General features: G+C 71.3%; 21 protein-coding genes. 11 read left to right on the top strand and 10 right to left on the bottom strand.

Translation table 11 applies throughout. The features are described from left to right. Window positions 1–149 precede the first annotated feature (149 nt). On the top strand, window positions 150–1,439 hold the full coding sequence (locus tag KME80_RS00860) for a GTP cyclohydrolase IIa (protein ID WP_219498955.1): 1,290 nt from the start codon (window positions 150–152) through the stop codon (window positions 1,437–1,439). Window positions 1,440–1,671: 232 nt separating this feature from the next. Here KME80_RS00860 and KME80_RS00855 read toward each other — a convergent pair whose 3' ends face one another. After that, window positions 1,672–2,118, bottom strand: a complete 447-nt coding sequence (locus KME80_RS00855) for a rhodanese-like domain-containing protein (RefSeq protein WP_219498952.1) — start codon at window positions 2,116–2,118, stop codon at window positions 1,672–1,674. 163 nt (window positions 2,119–2,281) lie between these two features. On the opposite strand from KME80_RS00855, the gene KME80_RS00850 reads away from it, so the two are divergent. Next, a complete protein-coding gene (locus tag KME80_RS00850) occupies window positions 2,282–3,220 on the top strand; it encodes an EamA family transporter (protein WP_219498949.1) in 939 nt (312 codons plus the stop codon). A gap of 16 nt (window positions 3,221–3,236) precedes the next feature. On the opposite strand, the gene hisC is transcribed toward KME80_RS00850, so the two are convergent. The 6 genes from hisC to KME80_RS00820 form a co-directional block, all read right to left on the bottom strand. Continuing rightward, window positions 3,237–4,298: a histidinol-phosphate transaminase gene (hisC, locus tag KME80_RS00845; RefSeq protein WP_219498946.1), complete on the bottom strand. Its 1,062-nt coding sequence runs from the start codon at window positions 4,296–4,298 to the stop codon at window positions 3,237–3,239. A gap of 38 nt (window positions 4,299–4,336) precedes the next feature. Continuing rightward, window positions 4,337–5,002, bottom strand: a complete 666-nt coding sequence (locus KME80_RS00840) for an NUDIX hydrolase (protein ID WP_219498941.1) — start codon at window positions 5,000–5,002, stop codon at window positions 4,337–4,339. A gap of 30 nt (window positions 5,003–5,032) precedes the next feature. Next, window positions 5,033–6,823: a DUF4434 domain-containing protein gene (locus tag KME80_RS00835; protein ID WP_219498939.1), complete on the bottom strand. Its 1,791-nt coding sequence runs from the start codon at window positions 6,821–6,823 to the stop codon at window positions 5,033–5,035. 43 nt (window positions 6,824–6,866) lie between these two features. Next, window positions 6,867–7,955, bottom strand: coding sequence for a glycosyltransferase (locus KME80_RS00830; RefSeq protein ID WP_219498936.1), 1,089 nt, complete (start codon window positions 7,953–7,955; stop codon window positions 6,867–6,869). 19 nt (window positions 7,956–7,974) lie between these two features. Further along, window positions 7,975–9,222: a nucleotide sugar dehydrogenase gene (locus KME80_RS00825; protein WP_281426673.1), complete on the bottom strand. Its 1,248-nt coding sequence runs from the start codon at window positions 9,220–9,222 to the stop codon at window positions 7,975–7,977. 133 nt (window positions 9,223–9,355) lie between these two features. After that, window positions 9,356–10,921 carry a glycosyltransferase gene (locus KME80_RS00820; protein ID WP_308125564.1) on the bottom strand — a complete coding sequence of 522 codons (1,566 nt, stop codon included), beginning with the start codon at window positions 10,919–10,921 and terminating at the stop codon, window positions 9,356–9,358. Window positions 10,922–11,094: 173 nt separating this feature from the next. Here KME80_RS00820 and wecB point away from each other — a divergent pair, with 173 nt between their 5' ends. The 3 genes from wecB (at window position 11,095) to KME80_RS00805 (ending at window position 14,941) form a co-directional block, all read left to right on the top strand. Then, window positions 11,095–12,225 carry a non-hydrolyzing UDP-N-acetylglucosamine 2-epimerase gene (gene wecB / locus KME80_RS00815; RefSeq protein ID WP_219498926.1) on the top strand — a complete coding sequence of 377 codons (1,131 nt, stop codon included), beginning with the start codon at window positions 11,095–11,097 and terminating at the stop codon, window positions 12,223–12,225. A 66-nt stretch (window positions 12,226–12,291) separates the two neighbouring features. Further along, window positions 12,292–14,328 carry a glycosyltransferase family protein gene (locus tag KME80_RS00810; RefSeq protein ID WP_219498922.1) on the top strand — a complete coding sequence of 679 codons (2,037 nt, stop codon included), beginning with the start codon at window positions 12,292–12,294 and terminating at the stop codon, window positions 14,326–14,328. A 43-nt stretch (window positions 14,329–14,371) separates the two neighbouring features. Further along, the gene (locus KME80_RS00805; protein ID WP_219498919.1) at window positions 14,372–14,941 is read left to right on the top strand and encodes a TOPRIM nucleotidyl transferase/hydrolase domain-containing protein; all 570 of its coding nucleotides are present in this window, start codon (window positions 14,372–14,374) and stop codon (window positions 14,939–14,941) included. Between the two features lie 26 nt (window positions 14,942–14,967). On the opposite strand, the gene KME80_RS00800 is transcribed toward KME80_RS00805, so the two are convergent. After that, window positions 14,968–15,375: a RidA family protein gene (locus KME80_RS00800; protein WP_219498917.1), complete on the bottom strand. Its 408-nt coding sequence runs from the start codon at window positions 15,373–15,375 to the stop codon at window positions 14,968–14,970. Between the two features lie 62 nt (window positions 15,376–15,437). On the opposite strand from KME80_RS00800, the gene KME80_RS00795 reads away from it, so the two are divergent. Further along, a complete protein-coding gene (locus KME80_RS00795) occupies window positions 15,438–16,043 on the top strand; it encodes a TetR/AcrR family transcriptional regulator (protein ID WP_219498914.1) in 606 nt (201 codons plus the stop codon). A 31-nt stretch (window positions 16,044–16,074) separates the two neighbouring features. Here the strand turns inward: KME80_RS00795 and KME80_RS00790 are convergent, their stop codons facing one another. Beyond that, window positions 16,075–16,731, bottom strand: a complete 657-nt coding sequence (locus tag KME80_RS00790) for a hypothetical protein (RefSeq protein WP_219498911.1) — start codon at window positions 16,729–16,731, stop codon at window positions 16,075–16,077. Window positions 16,732–16,986: 255 nt separating this feature from the next. Here KME80_RS00790 and KME80_RS00785 point away from each other — a divergent pair, with 255 nt between their 5' ends. The 5 genes from KME80_RS00785 to KME80_RS00765 all read left to right on the top strand — a co-directional run bounded on the left by KME80_RS00785 (window position 16,987) and on the right by KME80_RS00765 (window position 22,235). Continuing rightward, entirely contained in the window at window positions 16,987–18,663 is a 1,677-nt protein-coding gene (locus tag KME80_RS00785) for an FAD-dependent oxidoreductase (RefSeq protein ID WP_219498908.1), read from the top strand. Between the two features lie 189 nt (window positions 18,664–18,852). Beyond that, the gene (locus KME80_RS00780) at window positions 18,853–20,922 is read left to right on the top strand and encodes a sensor histidine kinase (protein ID WP_219498905.1); all 2,070 of its coding nucleotides are present in this window, start codon (window positions 18,853–18,855) and stop codon (window positions 20,920–20,922) included. Beyond that, window positions 20,919–21,323 (top strand): roadblock/LC7 domain-containing protein, encoded by a 405-nt coding sequence (locus tag KME80_RS00775; protein ID WP_049557807.1) that lies wholly within the window; start codon window positions 20,919–20,921, stop codon window positions 21,321–21,323. Before KME80_RS00780 ends, KME80_RS00775 begins: the two co-directional genes overlap by 4 nt. Beyond that, window positions 21,320–21,682 (top strand): DUF742 domain-containing protein, encoded by a 363-nt coding sequence (locus KME80_RS00770; RefSeq protein WP_219498903.1) that lies wholly within the window; start codon window positions 21,320–21,322, stop codon window positions 21,680–21,682. The genes KME80_RS00775 and KME80_RS00770 overlap by 4 nt, the downstream gene beginning before the upstream one ends. Further along, the gene (locus KME80_RS00765; protein ID WP_219498900.1) at window positions 21,663–22,235 is read left to right on the top strand and encodes a GTP-binding protein; all 573 of its coding nucleotides are present in this window, start codon (window positions 21,663–21,665) and stop codon (window positions 22,233–22,235) included. The genes KME80_RS00770 and KME80_RS00765 overlap by 20 nt, the downstream gene beginning before the upstream one ends. On the opposite strand, the gene KME80_RS00760 is transcribed toward KME80_RS00765, so the two are convergent. Beyond that, entirely contained in the window at window positions 22,232–22,603 is a 372-nt protein-coding gene (locus KME80_RS00760) for a DUF742 domain-containing protein (RefSeq protein WP_219498896.1), read from the bottom strand. The two genes, KME80_RS00765 and KME80_RS00760, sit on opposite strands and share 4 nt — an antisense overlap. Window position 22,604 lies beyond the last annotated feature (1 nt).

Genomic DNA, 22,604 nt, shown 5'->3' with positions numbered 1-22,604 from the left:
ACCAGAACGTCTTTCCGGAAAAGTCGGGCGTGACATTACGGCCCCCGCGAGCGATCGTTCCAAAAGAGAGCACTGCATCGGATCGCAGGATGGGACGAACATTGGTCGAGAGGGCCGAAGAAACACCCCGAGTGTCACGCCCGGGCGCCATGACACCGGACCTCACTATTGGCGTGGTCGGGCCCCATGATCTGGTCGAGCGGGTCATGCTCATGGGGCACGCGGCGGCACCGCTGCCGTGCCGTCTCGTGGCGGCCGCCTACCGTGACGAGCAGGAGGCGCCCGACAAGGTGACCCGGCTCGGCCCGGGCGTCGACGCGTGTCTGTTCGCCAGCCCGGTCCCGTACGACCTGGCGAGGCGTTCCGGCGTGCTGACGATGCCCGCCACGTACGTCCAGCTGGGCGGGGCGGCACTGGTGGCGGCACTGGCCAAGGCGGCGCTGGATCCGCGCGTCGACCCGCAACGGGTCAGCGTGGACGTGGTCAGCCGGGCCGACGTCGAGGAGGCGTACACCGATCTCGGGATTCCGGCGGCGGACGTGCACAGCCGTGACGAGCCCGGCGCGACCGGGACGATCGCCGCCTTCCACGAGCGGCTGTCGCGCCAGGGTGCCACGACGGGGGCGCTGACGTGCCTGCCGGCGGTGGCGGAGCGGTTGCAGGCGGCGGGCGTTCCGGTCATCCGGGTGCGGCCGACGTCGGCGGCGGTGCGCACCGCGCTGCACACGGCCGCGCTGCTGGGCGCGCATCACCGGCTTGAGGAGTCACAGCTCACGGTCGTGCTGGTGGAGGTGCCGACGCTGCGCGAGCCGGTACGGCGCGCGGCTCCCCGCTACTGGCGGGACGAGCTGCGGCTGTCGCTGCACCGGCTGCTCGTCCAGGAGGCCAACCGGATCAACGCCACGGTGTGGCCGATCGACGACCACAGCTACCTGGTCACCGCGACCCGGGGCTCGATCGCCTCGGCCACCGACGGGTTCCGGGTGCTGCCGTTCGCGGCCAGGATCCGCGACGAGCTGGGGCTGGCGGTCGAGGTGGGCGTGGGCATGGGCCGCACGACGCACGACGCCGAGTCGCACGCACGGGCCGCGCTGGCGCGCACGCAGGCGGGCAAGCAGGCCCAGGGGTTCGCGGTGGACCGGGAGGGGCGGGCGCTCATCCCCGCGCCCCGGATGCCGCCGACGGGGTCCACGGCGCTCAAGCCGAAGGGGGTCGAGGTGCTGGCCCGGCTGGCTGCCAAGCTGGAGGGCGGCGACACCGTGGTGGACGCCGAGGGCGCCGGGAAGATGCTGGGGGTGACGCCGCGTACGGCTCGGCGGTTGCTGCGCACGCTGGTTGACGAGGGACTCGCGTGGCCGCTGCCGCCGAACCGCACGCCGCAGCCGGGGCGCCCGCGCCAGCTCTACCGGCTCATCGTGGAGAAGCTCGGCCCGCGCTGACGCTTCTCCTCCAGGTACGGGCCCGCCGTCATCCCTTCCCCCTCTGACGGCGGCGGGCCTCTTCACCGGGTGAGGGGTGTACGGCAGCGGACCTCTTCACCGAGTGAGGGGTGGGTCGTCTTCACTCTGGGTGAGATTCAGGGGTTGGCCGCGCCGGAACACGGGTATGAATGGCGACGCCCCCGATCGACAGGATTCGGACGGGGGCACCAAAAGCCTCCGCCGCTCTCCGTCAGCAGGCGCACGTGAGCGGGTCCACCGGGCGACCGGCGGGCCCGTCGATCGAGTCAACGGCCAGCCCCTCACGGGCCCAGTATTCGAAGCCGCCGATCATCTCCTTGACCTTGTAGCCCAGCTTGGCGAACTCCAGCGCGGCCCGGGTGGAGCCGTTGCAGCCGGGCCCCCAGCAGTAGGTCACGACGGTGGCGTCCGGCGGCACGAGGCCGGGGGCGCGGGCGGCGATCTCGGCGGTGGGCAGGTGGAGCGCGCCGGGGATGTGGCCCTGGTCCCAGCTCCTCTCGTCGCGCGAGTCGACGACGACCAGGCCCGTGACCCCGGCGGCCAGGTCGGCGGCCACGTCGGAGACGTCGGTCTCGAAGGCCAGGCGGGCGGCGAAGTGGGCGAGCGCGGCCGGGGTGTCGGCGGCGGGCACGGCAGTCACGACGGACGCAACGGGCATGGTTTTTCTCGTTTCCTCGCAGGTCGGGGACGGGTTCGATGTTGTCAGCCCGCGCGCCGGCGGAGAAGTGGCACGAATGCCGACTATCGATAAGATCTCGCCAGATTTCCTCGTCCGGTACCCGCCGGGAAGCTGTCGGAGCCGGGGTCTATTGTCATGAGTCATGACACGTGACACCACTGACCGGCGATCCTCGCTCCTCGTGTGGGGAGCGCTGGCCATCGTCTACGTGGTCTGGGGCTCCACCTACCTCGGCATCGCCATCGTCATCGAGACGATGCCGCCCATGCTCAGCGGGGCGCTGCGCTTCATCACCGCCTCGGTGCTGCTCGGCGGGATCCTGCTGGTGCGCAAGGGCACGGCGGCGTTCCGGATGACGCGCCGGCAGTTCGGCGGCGCCGCGCTCGTCGGCCTGCTGCTGCTGACCGGCGGCAACGGCATGGTCGCGGTGGCCGAGCAGCACATCTCCAGCGGCCTGGCCGCCCTGCTCGTCGCCTCGGTGCCGCTGTGGCTGGTGGTCTTCCGCATCGCGGCCAGGGACCGGCCCGGCGTGCTCACCCTCGCCGGGGTGCTCGTCGGCTTCGCCGGGGTCGCCGCGGTGTCGCTGAGCGGCGGCGCGACCGGCGACACGGCCGGCGTCGTGGTGATCCTGGTGGCGTCCGCGTCCTGGTCGATCGGCTCGTTCCTGTCGGGCCGCATCCAGATGCCCGCCAACCCGTTCGCCGCCAGCACGATCGAGATGGTGGTCGGCGGCGCCGGCATGATCGCCGTGGGCCTGACGGCCGGCGAGCGGCTCGACCTCGCCGCGGTCTCCGGCCGTTCGTGGGCGGCGCTGGCCTACCTGGTGCTCGTGGGCTCGCTGATCGGCTTCACCGCCTACAGCTGGCTGCTCGGCAACGCGCCCATCTCGCTCGTGTCGACGTACGCCTACGTCAACCCGGTCGTGGCGGTGCTCCTCGGCATGCTGGTGCTCGACGAGCAGGTGACCGGGCAGATCGTGCTGGGCGGTCTGGTCATCCTGGTGGGCGTCGCCCTCGTGGTGTCCACCGAGCGACGCTCCAGAGCGTCCAGGAAGGCCGAAGGGGAGGCGGTGAAGGTCTGACCCCTCGGGACAGGCCCTAGCCCTTCAGGAACGCGCCCGCGGCCTTCAGGAAGGCGTCGTTGGCCTCCGGGTCGCCGATCGAGACCCGGGCGCCCTCGCCCGCGAACGGCCGCACCGCCACGCCCTCCACCGCGCAGGCGGCGGCGAAGTCCATCGTGCGCTCGCCGGTGCGCAGCCAGACGAAGTTCGCCTCCGTGGGCGGCACCGTCCAGCCCTGGGCGATGAGCGTCTCGCGCACCCGGGTGCGCTCCTTGACCACCGCGTCGACCCGTTCGAGCAGCTCGTCCTCGGCCTTCAGCGAGGCGATCGCGGCGATCTGCGCCAGGTGGTTGACCGCGAACGGGATGATCGTCTTGCGCACCGCCGTCGCCACCGGCTCGTGCCCGACCAGATAGCCGACCCGCAGCCCCGCCAGCCCGTACGCCTTGGAGAACGTGCGCAGCACGCACACGTTGGGCCGGTCGCGGTAGAGGGTCAGGCCGTCGGGCACCGACTCGTCGCGCACGTACTCCCGGTAGGCCTCGTCCAGCACCACCAGCACGTCCTGCGGCACCCGGTCGAGGAACGCCACCAGCTCGCGCTCGCGGACCGCCGTGCCGGTCGGGTTGTTCGGGTTGCACACGAACACCATGCGGGTCTCGGGCGTGATCGCCTCCGCCATGGCGTCGAGGTCGTGCTGCTCGTCGGCCAGCGGCACCCGTACGGACGTGGTGCCGGACAGGTCGGCCAGCAGCGGGTACGCCTCGAACGACCGCCACGCGTAGACGACCTCCGCGCCCGGCTCGCCCACGGTCTCGAACAGCTGCTGCGCCACCGTCACGGACCCGGCGCCCAGCGCGATGTGCTCGAACGGCACCCCGAACCGCTCCGCGATCGCCTCGGTCAGCTTGATCGCGCCGGGGTCGGGATAGCGGTTGACCTGCCGTGCCCCCTCGGCGATCGCCTCCACCACCGAAGGCAGCGGGTCGTAGGGCGACTCGTTGGAGGACAGCTTGTACGACCGGCCGTCGGGGGTGGTGACGGCCTTGCCCGGCTTGTAGGCGGGCATCGTGTCCAGAATCGTGCGGAAACGAGGCATGGCCTTACCTTATGGCAGCCGGTCGGGGGCCTTCCCGGTCACTCCTTGAGGGAGCGCAGCATCGGGGGATGCAGCAGCTCGGCGGGGCCGCGGCGGTAGAGCTTGGCCGGGCGGCCGCCGTCGCGGGTGGTGGTGGCGCCGGTCTCGACGAGGAAGCCCTCGGCCTTGGTGACCTTGCGGTGGAAGTTGCGCGGGTCGAGCGTCCGGCCCCAGACGATCTCGTACACGCGGCGCAGGTCGGCGACCGTGAACTCCGGCGGGCAGAAGGCGGCGCCGAGCGCGGTGTATTCGAGCTTGCTGCGGGCCCGCTCGACGCCGTCGAGCATGATGCGGCGGTGGTCGAAGGCCATGACGGTCAGCGTGTCGACCGGCTGCCAGCTCATGTGGGCCTTCTCCGAGGCGGGCAGGTCGGGGGCCAGGCCGAGGTAGGCGACGCTGAGGACGCGCTGGCGGGGGTCGCGGTCGGGGTAGCCGTAGGTCTGGAGCTGCTCCAGGTGGACGGGGGCGCCCGGGAGGCCGGCGCGCTCGGCGAGGATGCGGTGGGCCGCGGCCGGCAGGTCCTCGTCGAGCTGGATGAACCCGCCCGAAAGCGACCAGCGGCGCAGGAACGGCGGGTTGTCGCGCCGCCACACGAGCGCGCTCAACGCCTGGTGTCGTACGGTGAGCACGACCAGGTCGACGCTGACCGGGATGCTCGGAACCATGCCAGGCACGTTACACGGCCCCGGCGCCGGTCAGGCCGCGATGCGGACGTGCAGCGGCTCGGTGGTCTCCTGGCCCGCCGCGGTCCTGACGCGGATCCTGACCCATTCCCCGGCCGGGACCAGCGTCCAGTCGAACGGCACCCAGGCCGTGACCATGTGCTCGGGCAGCTCCTCCAGCGGGTCGAGGTCCAGCCAGCCGGCCTCGGCGACGACGATCTCCCTGGAGCCGCCGGACCATTCGATGCTGACGGTGCCGTCCTTGAGGTTGTAGCCGCGCACCTCGACGCCGTCCTGGGGGGCGCGGGCGCGCCTGATGGCGTCGACGGCGATGGGCCGCTGCCAGTCCTTCTTGAGCTCGCTCTCCAGCGACGGCGTGCCGCAGGTCATGTAGTCGCTCCACATGTAGGAGACGATCTTCTGCACGTAGCGGCCGGCCATGGTGACGGCCTGGTCGAGGCGCTTCTTGTCGGTCTTGCCCCGGGTGCCCTGGGGGGCGCACGGCTTGTCGCCGGACGGCTCGAACGCCTCCACGTTCGCCCAGAGCTGCACGTTGAAGCCGGCCTCCAGCATCTCCTCGCGGGCGGTCGCCATCTCGCGGTAGTAGTCGCGGGTGGAGCCGTGGTAGGCGATGCCGTACGTGGTCTCGCCGACGATGGAGCGCAGCCGCTCGTCCACCTCCTCGTCACGCTGGTCGGGCCAGAACAGGCCCACCTTGCCGGTGCCGCGGCTGTCCTGCGGGGCGATGATGCCGACCCCGGTCCTGGTCAGCGCCTTGAACGCGGCGGCGACCTGGGCGGGCGTCTGGCCGAAGGCGACCCGCTTGCGCGCGTCGAGGTAGGGGCTGATCAGGATGGGCTTCTCCGGCAGCTCCTGCTGGACGATCTTGTGCTGGTCGGCGTACACCTGGAGGGTCGGGTGCTCGTCGGTCAGCGACTCGCTCATCTGCACCTCGAACGGCTGGTAGACGCCGCCGAGCGACCCGCGGTCGGCGAAGCGCGCGCCGTAGTCCTGGAGGATGCGCCGGGTGAGCGTGGTCAGCGTGCCCAGATGCTCCGGGTTGGCCCTGATCTGCACCTTCGGGTCGCGCGGCGCCAGCGGCAACGCCGGGAACACCCGCACGCCGAACCGGTCACCCAGGTCGAGCAGCTCGGTCAGGCTGTCCTCGGGCGCGCCCGCGATCAGGATCAGGTCGTACGTCCTGGCCCGGCTGAAGTCGCAGGTCGGGTCGTCGGAGCCGTCCATCGGGGCCAGGACGCGGAAGTAGAGGTGCTTGCCGCCCCGGATCGTGCGCTCCATCGGCGCGCACCTGAACAGGCCGGGGCCGAACGACTCGTCGGTGCGGTAGACGTACGTGCGCCCGATGCGGTTGTCCGGGTTGGCCGCCTTCAGGTCGCGCACGGCGGCGGCGTGGCAGGACAGGCCGTCCTCGACGCAGTCCTCGTAGCGGGCGTCGACGGTGCCGTCCTTGGCCTGGACGAAGCCGTCGTCGTCGACCGTGCGGTACTGCAGGCCGTAGCCGATCCTGATGACGGTGTCGCCGCCGACCTGGTGGATCTCCTGGAACTGGCGGCGCCAGGTGCACGGGTTGGACCGGGGGGTCACCCAGTAGCCGGTGACGGCGTACGGGGCCTTCTCGCCGGTGTCGAACGTTCCGCACGGGTCGGTGAAGCCGGGGACCGACGGGGTCCGCTCGGTCTCGCTCGGCGTCGGGCGCGCGGTGCGGGTGGCGGTCCTGACGGGTTCGTCGTCGGGCAGCACCACGATCACGGCCCCCACCGCGGCCAGGATCGCTGCCCCCAGGAGTACGAAGAGCCAGCGCACGTTCAGGAACCTACCGCCCTCATGATCTGCCCGGGATAAACGCTTATCGCTTGACGCCGGCCCAGGCTTCGAGCTGCGAGACGAACCGCTTGGCGGAGTTGGGCCAGTGGTGGTTCGCGCGTGCCGCCGCGTAGCCGCGCGCGCCCTGCGCCCGGCGCTCGCGCACGTCGTCCCTCAAGGTCAGCACCGCCTGGGCCACGGCCTTCGGGTCCTCCCAGGGCACCACGACGCCGCTCTCGTAGCGCTCCACGAGCTCGACCGCGCGCGGGGACGGCGTGGTGATCACCGGGATGCCGTGCGCCATGTACTCCACGATCTTCGTGGGCATCGAGTGGCGGTAGTTCGGCTCGTCGTGCAGCAGCGACAGGCCGGCCAGCGCGCCGTCGAGCCGCTTGAGCGCCTCGTCGTTCGGCATGAAGTCGCGCCACTCCAGCAGCCCGTCGGCGACCGCCTGGTTGAGCAGCGGCCGGCTCTGCGGGTCGGCGTAGCCGATCAGCTCGACCGTCACCCGGTACGGCTGGAGCAGCTTGGCGACCTCGATCGACTCCATCACCCCGCGGGCCCTGGACAGCCAGCCGAGGTAGACCACCCGGTCGTCGCCCGGCGGCGTCACCGAGTCGGGCACCCACGTCTCGTTCGGCACGATCAGGTGGGCGTGCTTGAACCGCCCCGCGTAGGCCGTCTCGGCCAGCAGCAGGTGCAGGTTGCTCTCGGCGGCGCCCTCCAGCATGCGGGCCAGGAAGCGCGCCGGCGGGCGCAGCGGCGCGGGCAGCCACGGCTTGAGCGACAGCGTCGCCGGGGTGTCCTCGTGCACGTCCCACACGACCGGCGGCCTGTTGCGCACGCCCCAGACGGCGAACAGCAGCTCAGGGTCGTGGATCAGCACCAGGTCGACCTTGCCGCGCATCCGCTTGAACAGCCTGCGGGCCTGCCAGGTGGCCGACAGCCTCTTGCGCTGGACGGCCCTCGGGAGGTCGGCGCCGTTCACCCACGGCCTCGGCACCACGCCGTGGGCGGTGAAGGGGGCGGCGTACGTGACCTCATGACCGGCATCCACGAGTGCGCGAATCTGCCTATGCAGAATTCTCGCGTCCTCGGGGTTATGCACCACCGTCATGACGAGCACGTGCACTGCGCGCAGCCTTCCGTCGCTACAGCCGCTCGACGCGTTCACCCTCGGTGAGAACACCGCGGGTGTCGAGCACGAGCCGGGCCTTAGCCTCGACCATGCCGAGGTCGAACGCGGCGTGCTGCTGCAACAGCAGCGTCACGTCGGCGTCGGCCACGGCCTGGGCCAGATCTTCCTCACGCCCGACGGGCGTGCCGTCTACCGACCACTCCTTGACGTACGGGTCCGCGAACGTGAGCTCGGCCCCCAGCTCCAGCAGCGCACGCGCCACGGGCAGGGCCGGGGTTTCACGCTCGTCGGCGATGTCCGGCTTGTAGGTTACGCCGAGCAGGACCACCCGGGCGCCGTTGACTGCCTTCTTGTGCCTGTTGAGCAGGCGCTGCACGCGGGCCACCACGTACGACGGCATCCGCTCGTTGATCTCCTGGGCCAGCTCGACGAACCGGAACGGGTAGCCGAGCTTGCGGACCGTGTAGGACAGGTAGGACGGGTCGACGGGGATGCAGTGCCCGCCGACGCCCGGCCCCGGCAGGAACTTGTGGAACCCGAACGGCTTGGTCGCCGCCGCCTCGATCGCTTCCCACAGGTCGACGCCGAGCTCGTCGCAGAAGATCGCCATCTCGTTGACGAGCGCGATGTTGACGTGCCGGTAGGTGTTCTCCAGCAGCTTGGCCATTTCGGCCTCGCGGGTGCCGCTGACCGGGACGACCTGCTCGATGAACTGGCCGTAGAAGGCCGTGGCCCGGTCGCGGCAGGTCAGCGTGTAGCCGCCGACGACCTTGGGGGTGTTGCGCAGGCCGTACTTGGGGTTGCCCGGGTCGATGCGCTCGGGCGAGAAGGCCAGGTGGAAGTCCTCGCCGGCGACGAGGCCGGAGGCTTCGAGCAGCGGGCGGGCCACCTCGTCGGTGGTGCCGGGCCAGGTGGTGGACTCCAGGACGACGAGCGTGTCCTTGGTGAGGTTGCGCGCGACGGTCTGGGTGGCGCCCTCGACCGCGGACAGGTCGGGGCGGTGATCCTCATCCAGCGGCGTCGGCACGCAGATGACGATCGTGTTGCTCCGGGCCAGTACGGACTCGTCGAGCGTGGCGCGGAAACCGTTGGCCAGCATGTGCTCGAGGTCGGCGTCGGTCAGGTCATCGATGTAGGACTGCCCGGCGTTGAGCGCGTCGATCTTCCGGGGGTCGACGTCCACGCCGACGACCCGCAGCCCGGCGGCCACAGCCTCTTTGGCGAGAGGCATGCCGACGTAGCCCAGACCGATGACAGCCAAGTCGATTTCTGTCACAGCAGTGCCTTGGAGAGCCGGAAACAACACTTCATGGTCGCAAAGGTTATCTCAAGTCCACCTAGCTCACGCCTAATGCGACCGAACCCGTCACAACAGACAGCCAATCCGTAGGTCATCATTCGGCAAGCGATCGGTAGAGAGCCTGATATGTCTCGGCAACGCGGCTCCACGTGCGCTTCGCCGCGACTTCCGCCCGGCCCGCCTCGCCCATCTCGGCGCGCTTGGCCGGGTCCTGGGCGAGCCCCGCCAGCGCCTTGGCCAGCGCCTCCGGGTCGCCGGGCGGCACCAGCATGCCCGCCCCGTCGGAGCCGACGAGCTCGGACAGCGCCGGCAGGTCGCTGAGCACCACGGGCTTGCCCAGCGCCATCGCCTCGACCGGCTTGAGCGGCGTGACGAGCCGGGTGACCCGCAGGTCCTCGCGGGGGCAGACGAAGATGTCGATGGCGTCCTGGGCCTGCAGCGCCTCGTCGGGGCCGACCCGGCCGGGCAGGATCGCCGTGGTCAGGTTCAGCTCCTCGACGAGCTCCAGCAGGTTGGCCCGCTCGGTGCCGTCGCCGACGAGCAGCACCCGCACCGGGGCGCCCTCGTCGCGCAGCAGCGCCGCCGCGCGCAGCAGTGTGGCGAATCCCTCGTAGGCGACGATGCTGGACACCGAGCCGACGACGATCTCCTTGTCGCCGATGCCCATCTCGCGGCGGAACGACGCCCCGTCGTAGTGGGCGGTCAGCAGCGCGTCGTCGACCGCGTTGGGGGCCAGGTGGATGCGCTCGCGGGGCACGCCCCGCTCGACGATCTCCGCCGCCATCGTCTCGGCCAGCGTGACGACCGCGTCGGCCTCGTTCATCAGGAACGCCTCGCGCTCGCGCTGGAGCACGTGGCGCTGGCTGCCGATGCGGACCGGGTCACGCGAGGCCCAGGTCTCCTCCAGGAACCCGCGCACCTCGTACACGAACGGCGTGCCGGTGCGCTCGCGCACCGCGTGGGCCACCGAGCCGTTGCGGTGGTCGGTGGCGGCGTGCAGCACCTGCGGCCGGAGCTGGGCGACCAGCGTGGTGACGGCGTCGGCGCCCCGCACCATGCGGCCGTGCATCTCGAACGGCACCTCGCCGTGCCCGTCGGGCATGTGGCGGTAGTAGGGGATGCCGTCGATCTCCTCGTACGGGGCGGCGTCGGCGTGGCCCTGGAGCATGGGCCAGCCCCAGCTCGTGACCACGTGCGGGTCGAGGCCGGCGGCCTTCTGCGCGGTGACGATGCGGTGGGTGCGGACCGTGTAGCCGGCCTGCGTGTAGGGCAGCGCGTTGGTGACCAGGTGGACCACCCGCCCGGCCACTCGCTCCAGGATCGCCACCTTGGGGCCCGGCGGGATCGGGTCGGGGCTGATCGCCGCCAGCTCGCCCCGGTAGTACTGGTAGCGGCGCTTGACGAACGGGTACTTGATGAACGGCTCCAGCACGTCACCGGCCTGGCTGACGCGGCCGGTGTTCCAGTGCTCCTTGGCCTCGTCCCAGGGCGCGCGGACCATGCGCATGCCGAGCTTGCGGGCGATGTGCCGGGCCTTGCGCGCGGCGGGCCAGGCGACGCTGCCCACGACCGGACGCAGGCGCGGCGGCATGGCGTCTGCCGCCGCCTGGGCGGCCCTGACCGGATCGGCCCGCACCTTCGTCACGACGACGCGGGTCACGATGATCGGATGCTGGATGAAGCCCTTGAGAAGTCCACCGACGCCGGCACGGGCAGACTTCGCGGAAACCCCAGCGGAAACTTTTGAGGAGTCTTGACGACTGGCGTCGGATGCCACGCGGTGACCGTACCATAGGCAGCGTTTTTTCCCTTCCGCTATGAAAGGCGAGGTCAATGAGGGAGAACCCCCTGGTCCTGCACGTTCTGGGCGCTCGTCCCAATTTCGTGAAAGCGGCCCCGGTGGTGCGAGCACTCGGCGAGCTCGGCGTGCGGCAGGGCATCATCCACACCGGTCAGCACTACGACGCCCTGATGTCGGACGTGTTCTTCGCCGACCTCGGCCTGCCCGACCCGGTGGCCAATCTGGGCGTCGGCTCCGGCAGCCACGCCAAGCAGACCGCCGCGCTGCTCGTCGGCCTGGAGGAGACGTTCGAGCAGCAGCAGCCCGACCTGGTGGTCGTCTACGGCGACGTGAACTCGACGCTGGCCGCCATCCTCGTCTGCGCCAAGCTCGGCATCCGCACCGCGCACGTCGAGGCGGGGCTGCGCTCGTTCGACCGCGGCATGCCGGAAGAGGTCAACAGGATCGTCACCGACTCCCTGTCCGACCTGCTGTTCGCCACCTCCCCTGACGCGCTGTCGCACCTGGCGGCCGAGGGCGTGCCCGCTTCCAAGGTGCACCTGGTCGGCAACCCGATGATCGACAGCCTGTTCTCGGCGCTGCCGTCGCTGGACCCGGCTCCGGTCGTCGAGCGGCTGGGCCTGACCGGCCGCTACGCCGTGGCGACGCTGCACCGCCCGGCCAACGTCGACACCCCCGAGGCGGCCCGTGAGCTGGTCTCGGCCGTGCTGGAGGTGTCGCGGCAGATCCAGATCGTGGTGCCGATCCACCCGCGCGGCCGCACCCGGCTGGCCGAGGCGGGGCTCGTGGACGGCCCGTCGATCAAGGTGGTCGACCCGCTGGGCTATGTGGACTTTCTCTCACTCGTACGGGGCGCCGCGCTGGTCGTCACCGACTCCGGCGGCGTGCAGGAGGAGACGACCATGCTGGGCGTGCCCTGCCTGACCGTGCGGCCCAACACCGAGCGCCCGGTCACGATCACGCACGGCACCAACCGGCTGGTCACCCCGGCCCTGCTGCCGGCCGCCGCCGAGAAGGCGCTGGCCGACGGGGCGGTCACGCCCTCGGGCGAGCTGCCGCCGCTGTGGGACGGCGCCGCCGGGCCGCGCATCGCCCGGGTGATCTCGGCCTGGCTGAAGGGGGACAACCTCTCGCCCGCCGCCCAGGGGACCCGATCCGAGTAAAACCCCCATTTCGTACGGTGTCCGCCGTACTATGACAATCCTCCGCAGAGCGATAGGCGATACCTCATGGCCGAAACCCCAGAAGAGCCCGCGTTCCAGCGGCTCGGTCCCGTCAACTGGCTGCCTGAGGAGCGCAAGGTCGTCGAGCGCTACGAGGCGGAGGTCGTGGAGCTGCGCAGGCGGCTGGAGATCGCCGAGGCCAAGGCCGCCTACGCCACCTGGAAGCTGGAGGCCACCCAGGCCAAGCGGACGTTCAAGCTCGGCGAGGCGATCGGGTCCAAGAGCCCCGGCAGGGTGCTCGACGCCGTCCGCTCCCGCGAGCGCGCCCCCAAGCCGCCCGTCCCGGTCACCGAGGTCGTCGAGGCCGCCGGGAAGCGGCCGCCCCGGGTCGAGATCCCGCCGGTCAAGTGGCCGCTCGGCCCGGTCAACCGGCCGGACCTGAAGGTGGCCGTGATCCTGGACGACTTCTCCAGGATGGCGTTCCGCTACGAATGGGACCAGATCGAGTTCGGGCTCAAGGACTGGCCGGAGATCTTCGCCGAGCGGCGGCCCGACCTGCTGTTCTGCGAGTCGGCCTGGCACGGCAACCAGGGGCGCTGGCGCTACCAGATGACCGGGACCAACGCGCCCAAGGAGCCGCTGCGGGAGCTGGTCGCCTGGTGCAAGGCGGAGGGCATTCCCACGGTCTTCTGGAACAAGGAAGATCCGCCCAACTTCGACTTCTTCATCGACACGGCCAAGCTGTTCGACTACGTGTTCACGTGCGACGGCGACATGGTGCCGAAATATCGCGAAATATTGGGACATGATCGGGTTGATGTGTTGCAGTTCGCAGCGCAGCCGCGCGTGCACAACCCGATCCAGCAGAAGCAGGGCCGCCTGCACGACGTCGTCTTCGGCGGCATGTACTTCCGCGACAAGCACCCCGAGCGCCGCGAGCAGATGGAGATCGTCCTCGACCCCGTCCGCGAGCTCGGCCTGCACATCTTCGCCCGCAACGGCGAGGTGGACGAGAAGTACGCCTGGCCGGAGAAGTACCGCCCGCACATCGTCGGCGAGCTCCCCTACGACCAGATGCTCGCCGCGTACCGGATGTACAAGGTCTTCCTCAACGTCAACTCGGTGCTGGACTCGCCCACCATGTGCGCGCGGCGCGTCTTCGAGCTGTCGGCCTGCGCCACCCCGGTCGTCTCCGGCTGGTCCCGGGCCATCGAGGAGACGTTCGGCGACCTCGTCCCCATCGCCCGCGAGCCGATCGAGTCGTACAACCAGGTCCTGCACCTGATCAACAGCCCCGAGCTGCGCGCCCGGATGGGGCACCTGGCGATGCGCGAGGTGTTCGACAAGCACCTGTTCTCGCACCGGGTGGACCAGATCCTCCAGCTTCTCGGCCGCCCCGTCACCCCGCGCACCCGGTCGATCTCCGTCGTGCTGCCCACCAACCGCGCCTCGCAGATCGAGCACGCGATCTCCTCGGTGGCCAAGCAGATCCACCGGCCGCTCCAGCTCGTCATGGTGCTGCACGGCCTCGACATCGACCCCGTCGTGGTGGCCGACAAGGCCCGCATGGCCGGCATCACCGACGTCGTCGTCCTGCCCGCCGCCCCCGAGCTGTCGCTCGGCGCCTGCATGAACCTGGGCATCGACGCCGCCGAGGGCGAGCTGATCGCCAAGATGGACGACGACAACCTGTACGGCGAGCACTACCTGTCGGACCTGGCCCGCTCCTTCGACTACACCGACGCCGAGCTGACCGGCAAGGGCGCCCACTACTCCTACTTCGAGGGCACCAACACCACGATGCTCCGCCTGCCCGGCCTGGAGCACCGCTACTCGTTCCTGGTGCAGGGCGGCTCGTTCCTCGGCAAGGCCGACATGTTCCGCTCCTACCAGTTCCCCGACCTGACCAGGGGCGAGGACACCCACCTGGTCCGCCGCCTCAAGGAGGACGGGGTCAAGATCTACTCGGCCGACCGGTTCAACTTCGTCTACTGGCGCAGCGCCGACGCCTCCATGCACACCTGGCAGGCGGACCACATCAAGCTGACCCGCAACGCGCAGTTCTCCTTCGTCGGGCGGCCGGACGACCACGTGCTCATCTGATAAAGGGGATGAATCCCTCCGGGTCCGGTGCGAGGCTGGGCCCGTGAGCAACACGCGTACCGTGATCCTTCTTGAGGGCGAGAGCGACAGGGCGGCGGTCGAGGCGCTGGCCCGGCGCCACGGCCTCGACCTGGCCGCCGAGGGCGTCTCCCCGGTGGCGATGGGCGGCGCCACGAACATCGGCGCCTACGTCGGCAAGTACGGCCCCGCCGGGCTCGGCCTCCGCCTGGCCGGTCTGTGCGACGCCGGGGAGGAAGGCGACTTCCGCAAGGCCCTGGAGCGCGCCGGGCTCGGCGCCGACCTCGGCCGCGACGGGCTGGAGGCGCTCGGGTTCTTCGTCTGCGTCGCCGACCTGGAGGACGAGCTCATCCGCGCGCTCGGGACCGACGCCGTCGAGCGGGTCATCGACGCCGAGGGCGACCTCGGCTCGTTCCGCACGCTCCAGCGGCAGCCCGCCTGGCGCGCGGGCAACACGCACGACCAGCTCCGCCGGTTCATGGGGTCGGGCAGCGGCCGCAAGATCCGCTACTCCAGCCTGCTCGTCGACGCCCTGGACCTCGACCGCGTGCCGCGCCCCCTGGCCCTGCTCCTGGCCCACATCCGGCAGTCCTAGCACGTCCTGGCACGCCCGTTTACGGGCTAGTCGAGGACGGCGGTGGCCTCCACCTCCACCAGCAGGTCGGGCTCGCCCAGCGCCGCCACGCCCAGCAGCGTGATCGGCTTGACCGGGTCGACGCCCAGCCTGGCCGCCGCCCTGGCGACGCCCTCACCCAGCAGCGGCATCTTGTCGGGAGTCCAGTCGACGACGTAGACGGTCAGCTTGGCCACGTCGTCGAAGGACCCGCCGATCGCGGCCATCGCCGTGCCGATGTTGAGGTACGCCTGCTCGACCTGGGCCGCCAGGTCCCCCGCGCCCACCGGCGTCCCGTCGGCGTCACGCGCCACCTGCCCGGCCAGGAACACCAGCCTCGACCCGCTGGCGATCGACAACTGGCGGTAGACCTCCGGCTTCGGCAACCCGTCCGGGTTGACCAGCGTCACGCTCATCCCTGCTCCTTCGCTCGTCGGGCGTCCGCTCATAACATAGCAGCGCTATGTATTGTGGGGACATGGCGCGAACGAAGGACCCGGCGATCCGCTCCCTGCTCATCGACCGGGCGGCCCAGATGCTCGCCGCCCGGGAGCCCGTCACGCTCCGCTCCCTGGTCGCCGGCACCGGCGTGTCGACCATGGCCGTCTACACGTACTTCGACGGCATGGACGGCCTGTGGACCGCGATGCGTCAGGAAGGCTTCACCCGGCTCGCCGCCCGCCTCGCCGCCGTCACCCCCACGGACGACCCCGTACGCGACCTCGCGGCACTCGGCGCGGCCTACCTCTCGAACGCCCTGGCCTGCCCCGACCTGTATCGCGTGATGTTCGACGCCCGCTTCGAGCTGGCGGACGCAGCCGCCGCGGACGACACCCTGCACTGCCTCGTCACCGGCGTCGACCGCGCCCGGGCGGCCGGCCGCTTCCGCGCCGGCGTCGACCCGCTGGAGCTGGCCACGCAGAGCTGGATGATCGGACACGGCCTGGCGTCACTGGTCGCCACCGGCCCCCTGCCGCCGCAGACCCTTGCGCACGGCGTCCCCCTGCTGACCGCCCTCTTCGTCAGCGCCGGCGACACCCCCGACCGCTGCCGCCGATCGGTCGAACAGGGCTGGCACCCCTGACCCGCCCGGCCCTCACCCCGTTCGGGTCTGGTCAGGCGGTGGCGCGGGAGAGGTTGTGGTCGGCGAGGCGGCCGAGCTCCATGAGGCCGGCGCGCTTGACCTTCTGGCCGACGACCATGAGGCTCATCACGACGTTGCCCCGGCGGATGACGACCGAGCCGATCTGGGCGTTGCGGTCGCCGCCGGTGGCGGTGGTCAGGTAGGCGCGCGACTCGTCGCCCTGGCGCGGCATGGCGAGGTGCTGGGTGCGGTAGGTGACCTTGGTGCCCTGCACGTCGGCGTGGTAGGCGGTGCACTGCTTGGGGAGGGCGACCGGGAAGGCGCCGCGCGGGAGCTCGACGACGGCCTGGGTGATGGAGCCGCGCGGCGAGGCGAAGGCGATGACGGCGGCCGGGGCGCCGGCGATCTCGGGCTTGGCCGGGTCGAGCTGGGTGGCGCCGGCGCATTCGGGGCGGTCGAGCTTGGTCTGGCGGACGGCGGCCAGGCCCTCCTTGACGGACTTCAGGCTGCCGAAGGTGCCGATCTCGGGCCCGTACGCGACGCGCATGCCCTTGGGGGCGGGGAGCAGGGCGGTGCGGAGCTTGCCTGCCTGGGGCGCGGTGGAGGCGGCGGGCGGGGCGGCCTCGGGCTTGCTCTGGGCGGGGGGCTCGTCGGCGGAACAGCCGGTCATGGCGGTCACGGCGGTCATGGTGAGACATATTGCGGAAAGGGCCCTGAGCATGGTCGCTCCATTCGTCGGCACGGCATTGGATAAACGCTAAGGGAAGTCCGAGTGCCGGAGCCGGGCAACGCGAAATTGTGAGGCTTTGTCGCGTAAGCCCTGGTCAGTGAGCCCTTTGCGGCGCGGCAAAGGGGAATTTCCGGTACCAGGTCCTGCAAAATGTTGCCCGGCCTTCTGCGCGGCATGACGCGGCATTCGTACCGGAGTTTCGATGATCGCGGGATGAGTGACTTCACCGGACCGTCCATTTCGCGCCGCGACTTCTTCGACGGCGTCGCCGTGACGGCGGGCGCCGCGGTGCTGGCGTCACCGGACGCGGCCCTCGCCGCCGGCGGCCCGGCGGACCTGACCGGACCGGCCGGGCTGAGCGGGCATGCCGGCGGGCTGCGGGGCGACACCGCGCAGGCGCTCAGCGTGCCGCACGCGCTGCGTGACGGCCGGTTCTGGCAGTACGCGGACCCCGGCTCCCCCACCGGCGAGGAGTACGACCTGGTGGTGGTCGGCGGCGGCGTCAGCGGCGTCAGCGCGGCCTACGCGTGGCTGCGCCACGAGCCCGGGGCGCGGGTGCTCGTGCTGGACAACCACGACGAGCTCGGCGGCCACACGCGCGGCGAGGAGCTGCGGCCGGGCGGCTGGCCCGGGGCCGTGATCCGCACGCCCGAGGCCAGGGCGCTCGTCGAGGAGCTCGGCGTCCCCGCCGAGTCCACCGGGACGACGGTCAGGACGCGGGCGTACGACAGCGTGATGTGCGACCGGGAGAGCTTCGGGTCCGACGTGCTGGTCGGGCAGGACGGCGACGTCGAGGCGTGGGCCGGGCGGCTGCCGATCGCCGGGCAGGCCAGGCGGGACCTGGTGCGGCTGCACCGGGACCCGCCGGACTGGTTCCCCGGGCTGTCGCAGGAGGAGAAGGAGGAACGGCTGGCGGGCCTGACGTACTCGGCGTTCCTGCTGGAGGTGTGCCGGGCGCATCCGGACGTGGAGCGGTTCTGCCGGACGATGTCCAGCGCGGCCTGGGGCTACGGGACGCGGGCCTTCGGCGCGATCGACGCCTGGGCGAGCGCGTACCCGGGGTTCGGCGGGCTCGGGCTGGACCGGGGCAAGCCGTCGCGGTTCAACTCGCCCACGGTCAAGCAGGAGTGGGAGCGGCCCGCGTACCGGCTGACCGGGGGTGTGCGGTCGCTGGTGGCGCGGATGGCCGGGCGCATGCCGGGGGCGCGGTTCCGGCTGTCGAGCCCGGTGGTGTCGGTGCGCGACGACGGGGCCGGGGTGGTCGTGGGCTACTTCGACGGGCACGCCGTCAGGACCGTGCGCGCCGGGGCGGCGATCCTGGCCTGCTGGCACATGGTCATCCCGTACCTGGTGCCGGACCTGCCGGACGAGCAGCGCGCGGCGTTGCGGCAGGCGGTCAAGATGCCGCTGGTGGAGGCCGTGGTACGGCTGCGCCGCCCGCAGGAGTGGCGGGGCCGGGCCCGCTGGACGGGGGCGTACTGGACGGCGACGGAGGTGGACGGCACGCGGGCGCACCTGGTGGCGGCGCCGTGCCGCTCGGAGCTCGGCCCGGCGGAGGGGGCCGCGGCGGGGCGGCGGGAGCTCTTCAGGACGTCCTACGCGGCGCTGGAGCAGGGCGTGCGCGACCAGCTCGGGCGGCTGCTCGGGAGCGGGTTCGACCCGGCGGGGGACGTCGAGGCGATCACCGTCTACCGGTGGGGGCACGGGTTCGCGCCGGAGTACTGCCGGCCGTGGCACCCGTTCCATCCGGACGGGCCGTCGCCGGCGGAGGCCGCGCGGCGGCGGTTCGGCCGGATCGCGATCGCCGGATCCGACGCCATGCCGGGCGCGCGGGCCGACGCGGCCATCAGCGCGGCACACCGCGCCGTGACGGAACTCCTCGCCGGGTAATCGCGTTGAACATCCCCTTGCTCCCCCTGCGCCAGACGCATAATCGGTGCTAGTCTCCTGTGCGATCTTCCGGAGGTGTATTTACACGAAGGTGTGAAATGCCCTCGACTCCGAGGTTGGGACATGGGCTCGCAAAACCGGTCAATTCGGTTCAAGATCTTTTTATTGTTACTGCTACCCCTCCTGTCCTTGAGCGCGCTCTGGGGTTTCGTGCTCAACCTCACCGTGAGCGACGGCCAGGCCCTCCTCCGCGGCGACACCCTCTACCAGACGATCGGCATCGCCTCCACCGACCTGGGGCTTCAGCTTCAGGCCGAACGGGAGCGGTCCATGGTCGCGGTCACCACCCGTAAGCTCACCGAGGACCTCGGCGCCCAGCGCGCCCAGACCGACCAGGCGCTCGGCGAGTTCCGCCAGGCCGTCACCGAGGCCGGCGGCGCGGTCAGCCCCGAGCTGCGCGGCCAGATCGACGCCCTCGACGCCGAGCTGCGCCGGCTGGGCCCCATCCGCGACGGCATCGACGACGGCTACAGCTCGCGGCTGACCGGGCTCACCGAGTACAACCGGGTGCTCGACGCGGTGTTCCGGTTCTACGACCACCTGACCCCGATCCCCGACCTGACGATCTACCAGCAGGCCTCCGCCCTGCAGACGATGGGCAACGCCCGCGAGTTCCTCTCCAGGGAGCGGGCGCTGATCAAGGCGGCCCTCCTCGACCGGCAGCTCACCGAGCCGGAGGCGGCGGCCTTCACCGAGTACGTGTCCTCGCGCAAGTTCCTGCACGCGCGCGGCCAGGCCGGGCTCGACGTCCAGTTCCGCGCCCCGTACGAGGAGCTGTTCAAGAGCCAGACGTTCCAGTCGTTCGCCACGATGGAGGCGCGGATCATCCGCACCGGCGCGCCGCCCCCCGACGCGCCGTCCTGGGCGGCGGCGGCCGACAGGCTGATGGCCGAGCTGGACCGGATCGGCTCGGAGTCGGCGCTCACGCTGGCCTCGCGGGCGGCCTCCGGGGCGACCACTACCAAGATCGAGATCGGCGTGGCCGGCGGCGTCGGACTGCTCGCGGTGCTCGCCTCCATCATCATCTCCGTGCGCTTCGGCCGGCGGCTCGGCGCCGAGCTGGCCGGGCTGCGCTCGGCGGCCGTCGAGCTGTCGGAGCGGCGCCTGCCCGGCCTGGTCGAGCGGCTGCGCACCGGCGAGGAGGTCAACGTCAAGAAGGAGGCCAAGCCGATCAAGGTCAGCGGCTCGGCCGAGATCACCGACGTGGCCAGGGCGTTCGGCTCGGTGCAGCGCACGGCCGTGCACGCCGCCGTCGGCCAGGCGGCGCTGCGGCGCGGCGTCGGCCAGGTCTTCCTCAACCTCGCCCGGCGCAAGCAGGGGCTGCTGCACCGCCAGCTCTCGCTGCTCGACAGCATGCAGCGCCGCACCCACGACCCGGACCGGCTGGAGGAGCTCTTCCGCCTGGACCACCTGACCACCCGCATGCGGCGGCACGCCGAGAGCCTGATCATCCTGTCCGGGGCCGCGCCCGGCCGGGCCTGGCGCAAGCCGGTGCCGGTGGTCGACATCGTGCGCGCCGCCGTCGCCGAGGTCGAGGACTACACCCGCGTCACGGTCGCCACCATGCCCCCGGGCGCGATCGACGGCGCGGCCGCCGCCGACCTCACCCACCTGGTCGCCGAGCTGGTCGAGAACGCCACCATCTACTCCCCGCCCGACACCGCCGTCGAAGTCCGCGGCGACCGGGTGAGCAACGGCTACTCGATCGAGGTCGAGGACCGCGGGCTGGGGCTGTCGGCCAACGAGTACGCCGCGTACAACGCGTTGCTGGTCGACCCACCCGAGTTCGACCTGGCCGACAGCGACAGGCTCGGCCTGTTCGTGGTCGCCAGGCTCGCGGAGCGGCACGGCATCAAGGTTGTGCTGCGCCGCTCCCCCTTCGGCGGCACCACCGCCATCCTGCTGGTGCCGCGCCCGCTCGTCACCGACCAGGAGGAGCTGACCGCCTCCGGTGACGAACTGCCCGCCCTGCCCAGCCGTACCCGGAAGAAGGCCCTCGCCGTCGTGAGCGGCGGCACGCACGCGGGGTTGCCAAGGCGGGTCAGGCAGGCCAACCTTTCATCCCGGCTCCAGCGGTCCGAGCCGGGACCTGAGCGGAAGAACGAACGCTCTCCCGACGAGGTACGCGACCTGTTCTCCGCGTTCCAGCGGGGAACCCAACGTGCCCGAGAAGATGTGAACGAGGAGGGGGAGGCATGAGTGTGCCGACGACCAACACCGGTGAGCTGAACTGGCTGCTTGACGACCTGACGACCAGGGTGGGCGCGGTCAGGCAGGCCGTCATCCTGTCGACCGACGGCCTGGCCGTCGGCCATTCCAAGGGCCTGAGCCGGGAGGACGCCGAACACCTGTCAGCCGTGGCGGCCGGTTTCCAGAGCCTGGCGCGCGGCACCGGGCGGCATTTCGGCGGCGGCGACGTGCGCCAGACCATCGTGGAGATGGAGTCGGCGTTCCTGTTCGTGACGGCGGCCGGGCAGGGCACCTGCCTGGCGGTGCTGGCCGACGCCAACGTGGACGTCGGGCACATCGCCTACGAGATGGCGATGCTGGTCAAGCGGGTGGGCCAGCACATCACCACCAATCCGCGAGCAACACCGTGAGCGAGACCCCGCGGTGGCTGGACGAGGACGCGGGGCCGGTCGTCCGGCCCTACGCCCTCATCCGCGGCCGCACGAGGTCCTCGGGGGACAATCTCGATCTCATCGCCACCGTGAGCGCCGTCGGGGAACCTCCCGCAGACCTCGGCCCCGAACAGGCGCTCATCCTGCGTGTCGCACGTCATCCGATCTCGGTGGCCGACGTGGCCGTCGAGCTCGACCTGCCTGTCGGCGTCGTCCGGGTGATGCTCGGCGACCTGCGTGACCACGGCCTCATCTCTGTGTCGGCCCCCGCAGCGGCTGGGTCGCGCCCGAATGAGGGCATTCTCAAGGAAGTGATCAATGGACTCCGTGCTCTCTGAGGACCCCGTCGCGTTGAAGATCCTCATCGCCGGGGGGTTCGGCGTGGGCAAGACCACGCTGGTCGGCTCGATCAGCGAGATCAAACCGCTGCGCACGGAGGAGGTGCTCTCCGACCGCGGGATCGGCGTGGACGATCTCGACGGCGTGGAGGCCAAGACCACCACGACCGTCGCGATGGACTTCGGCCGCATCACGATCCGCGAGGGGCTGGTCGTCTACCTGTTCGGCACGCCCGGCCAGGAGCGGTTCTGGTTCATGTGGGACGAGCTGTCCTACGGGGCGCTGGGCGCCGTCGTCATCGCCGACACCCGGCGGCTGACCGACTGCTTCCCGTCGGTCGACTACTTCGAGCAGCGCGGGACCCCGTTCGTGGTGGCGGTCAACTGCTTCGACGGCGCCGACCAGCACAGCGTCGACGACGTGCGGATCGCGCTCGACCTCGACGACGGGGTGCCCGTGATGCTGTGCGACGTGCGGCGGCGCGCCTCGGCCAAGGAAGTCATGATCACCCTGGTCGAGCACTCGCTGCGGACGCTGACCGCCGCCGGCTAGAGCGCCCGCAGGCCGTTGATCACCTCTCTGAGGAGGCTCTCCGTCGGGGAGGACCCCTTGGAGATCGGCGCGCGCACCGCCACCAGGCCGTAGCCGAGCAGGTCGCCGAGGAGCACCCGGGCGACCTGCACCGGCAGGTTGAGCTCGGAGGCCACCTCCGCGACCGGCCGCGCCTGGGCGGCCACGCAGGCGAGCAGCCGCCGGTGCTGCGTGCCGAGATCGGCGTGCGCGGGCGCCTGCTGCCCCGTCGGGGCCACGGTCGCCAGCAGGTCGAGCGATGCGGTGGCCTTGGTGCGCCCCCGCGCCACCGCGTACGGCCGGACCACGGGCCCGGCCTCGTCGTCAACCCACTCGTGCTCGCGGCTCACG

Origin of the sequence: Nonomuraea ceibae (genome assembly GCF_019396325.1) — a bacterium.
Classification (GTDB): Bacteria; Actinomycetota; Actinomycetes; order Streptosporangiales; family Streptosporangiaceae; genus Nonomuraea; species Nonomuraea ceibae.
The sequence above is the reverse complement of the archived record's forward strand: the minus strand, read 5'-3'. Positions and strand labels throughout refer to the sequence as shown.

Bases quoted from the DNA above. Each gene is read 5' to 3' on its own strand.
- KME80_RS00860 (WP_219498955.1), top strand. From the start codon at position 150: ATGACACCGGACCTCACTATTGGCGTGGTCGGGCCCCATGATCTGGTC.
- KME80_RS00855 (WP_219498952.1), bottom strand. From the start codon at position 2,118: ATGCCCGTTGCGTCCGTCGTGACTGCCGTGCCCGCCGCCGACACCCCG.
- KME80_RS00850 (WP_219498949.1), top strand. From the start codon at position 2,282: ATGACACGTGACACCACTGACCGGCGATCCTCGCTCCTCGTGTGGGGA.
- hisC (WP_219498946.1), bottom strand. From the start codon at position 4,298: ATGCCTCGTTTCCGCACGATTCTGGACACGATGCCCGCCTACAAGCCG.
- KME80_RS00840 (WP_219498941.1), bottom strand. From the start codon at position 5,002: ATGGTTCCGAGCATCCCGGTCAGCGTCGACCTGGTCGTGCTCACCGTA.
- wecB (WP_219498926.1), top strand. From the start codon at position 11,095: ATGAGGGAGAACCCCCTGGTCCTGCACGTTCTGGGCGCTCGTCCCAAT.
- KME80_RS00810 (WP_219498922.1), top strand. From the start codon at position 12,292: ATGGCCGAAACCCCAGAAGAGCCCGCGTTCCAGCGGCTCGGTCCCGTC.
- KME80_RS00800 (WP_219498917.1), bottom strand. From the start codon at position 15,375: ATGAGCGTGACGCTGGTCAACCCGGACGGGTTGCCGAAGCCGGAGGTC.
- KME80_RS00795 (WP_219498914.1), top strand. From the start codon at position 15,438: ATGGCGCGAACGAAGGACCCGGCGATCCGCTCCCTGCTCATCGACCGG.
- KME80_RS00790 (WP_219498911.1), bottom strand. From the start codon at position 16,731: ATGACCGCCGTGACCGCCATGACCGGCTGTTCCGCCGACGAGCCCCCC.
- KME80_RS00785 (WP_219498908.1), top strand. From the start codon at position 16,987: ATGAGTGACTTCACCGGACCGTCCATTTCGCGCCGCGACTTCTTCGAC.
- KME80_RS00775 (WP_049557807.1), top strand. From the start codon at position 20,919: ATGAGTGTGCCGACGACCAACACCGGTGAGCTGAACTGGCTGCTTGAC.
- KME80_RS00765 (WP_219498900.1), top strand. From the start codon at position 21,663: ATGGACTCCGTGCTCTCTGAGGACCCCGTCGCGTTGAAGATCCTCATC.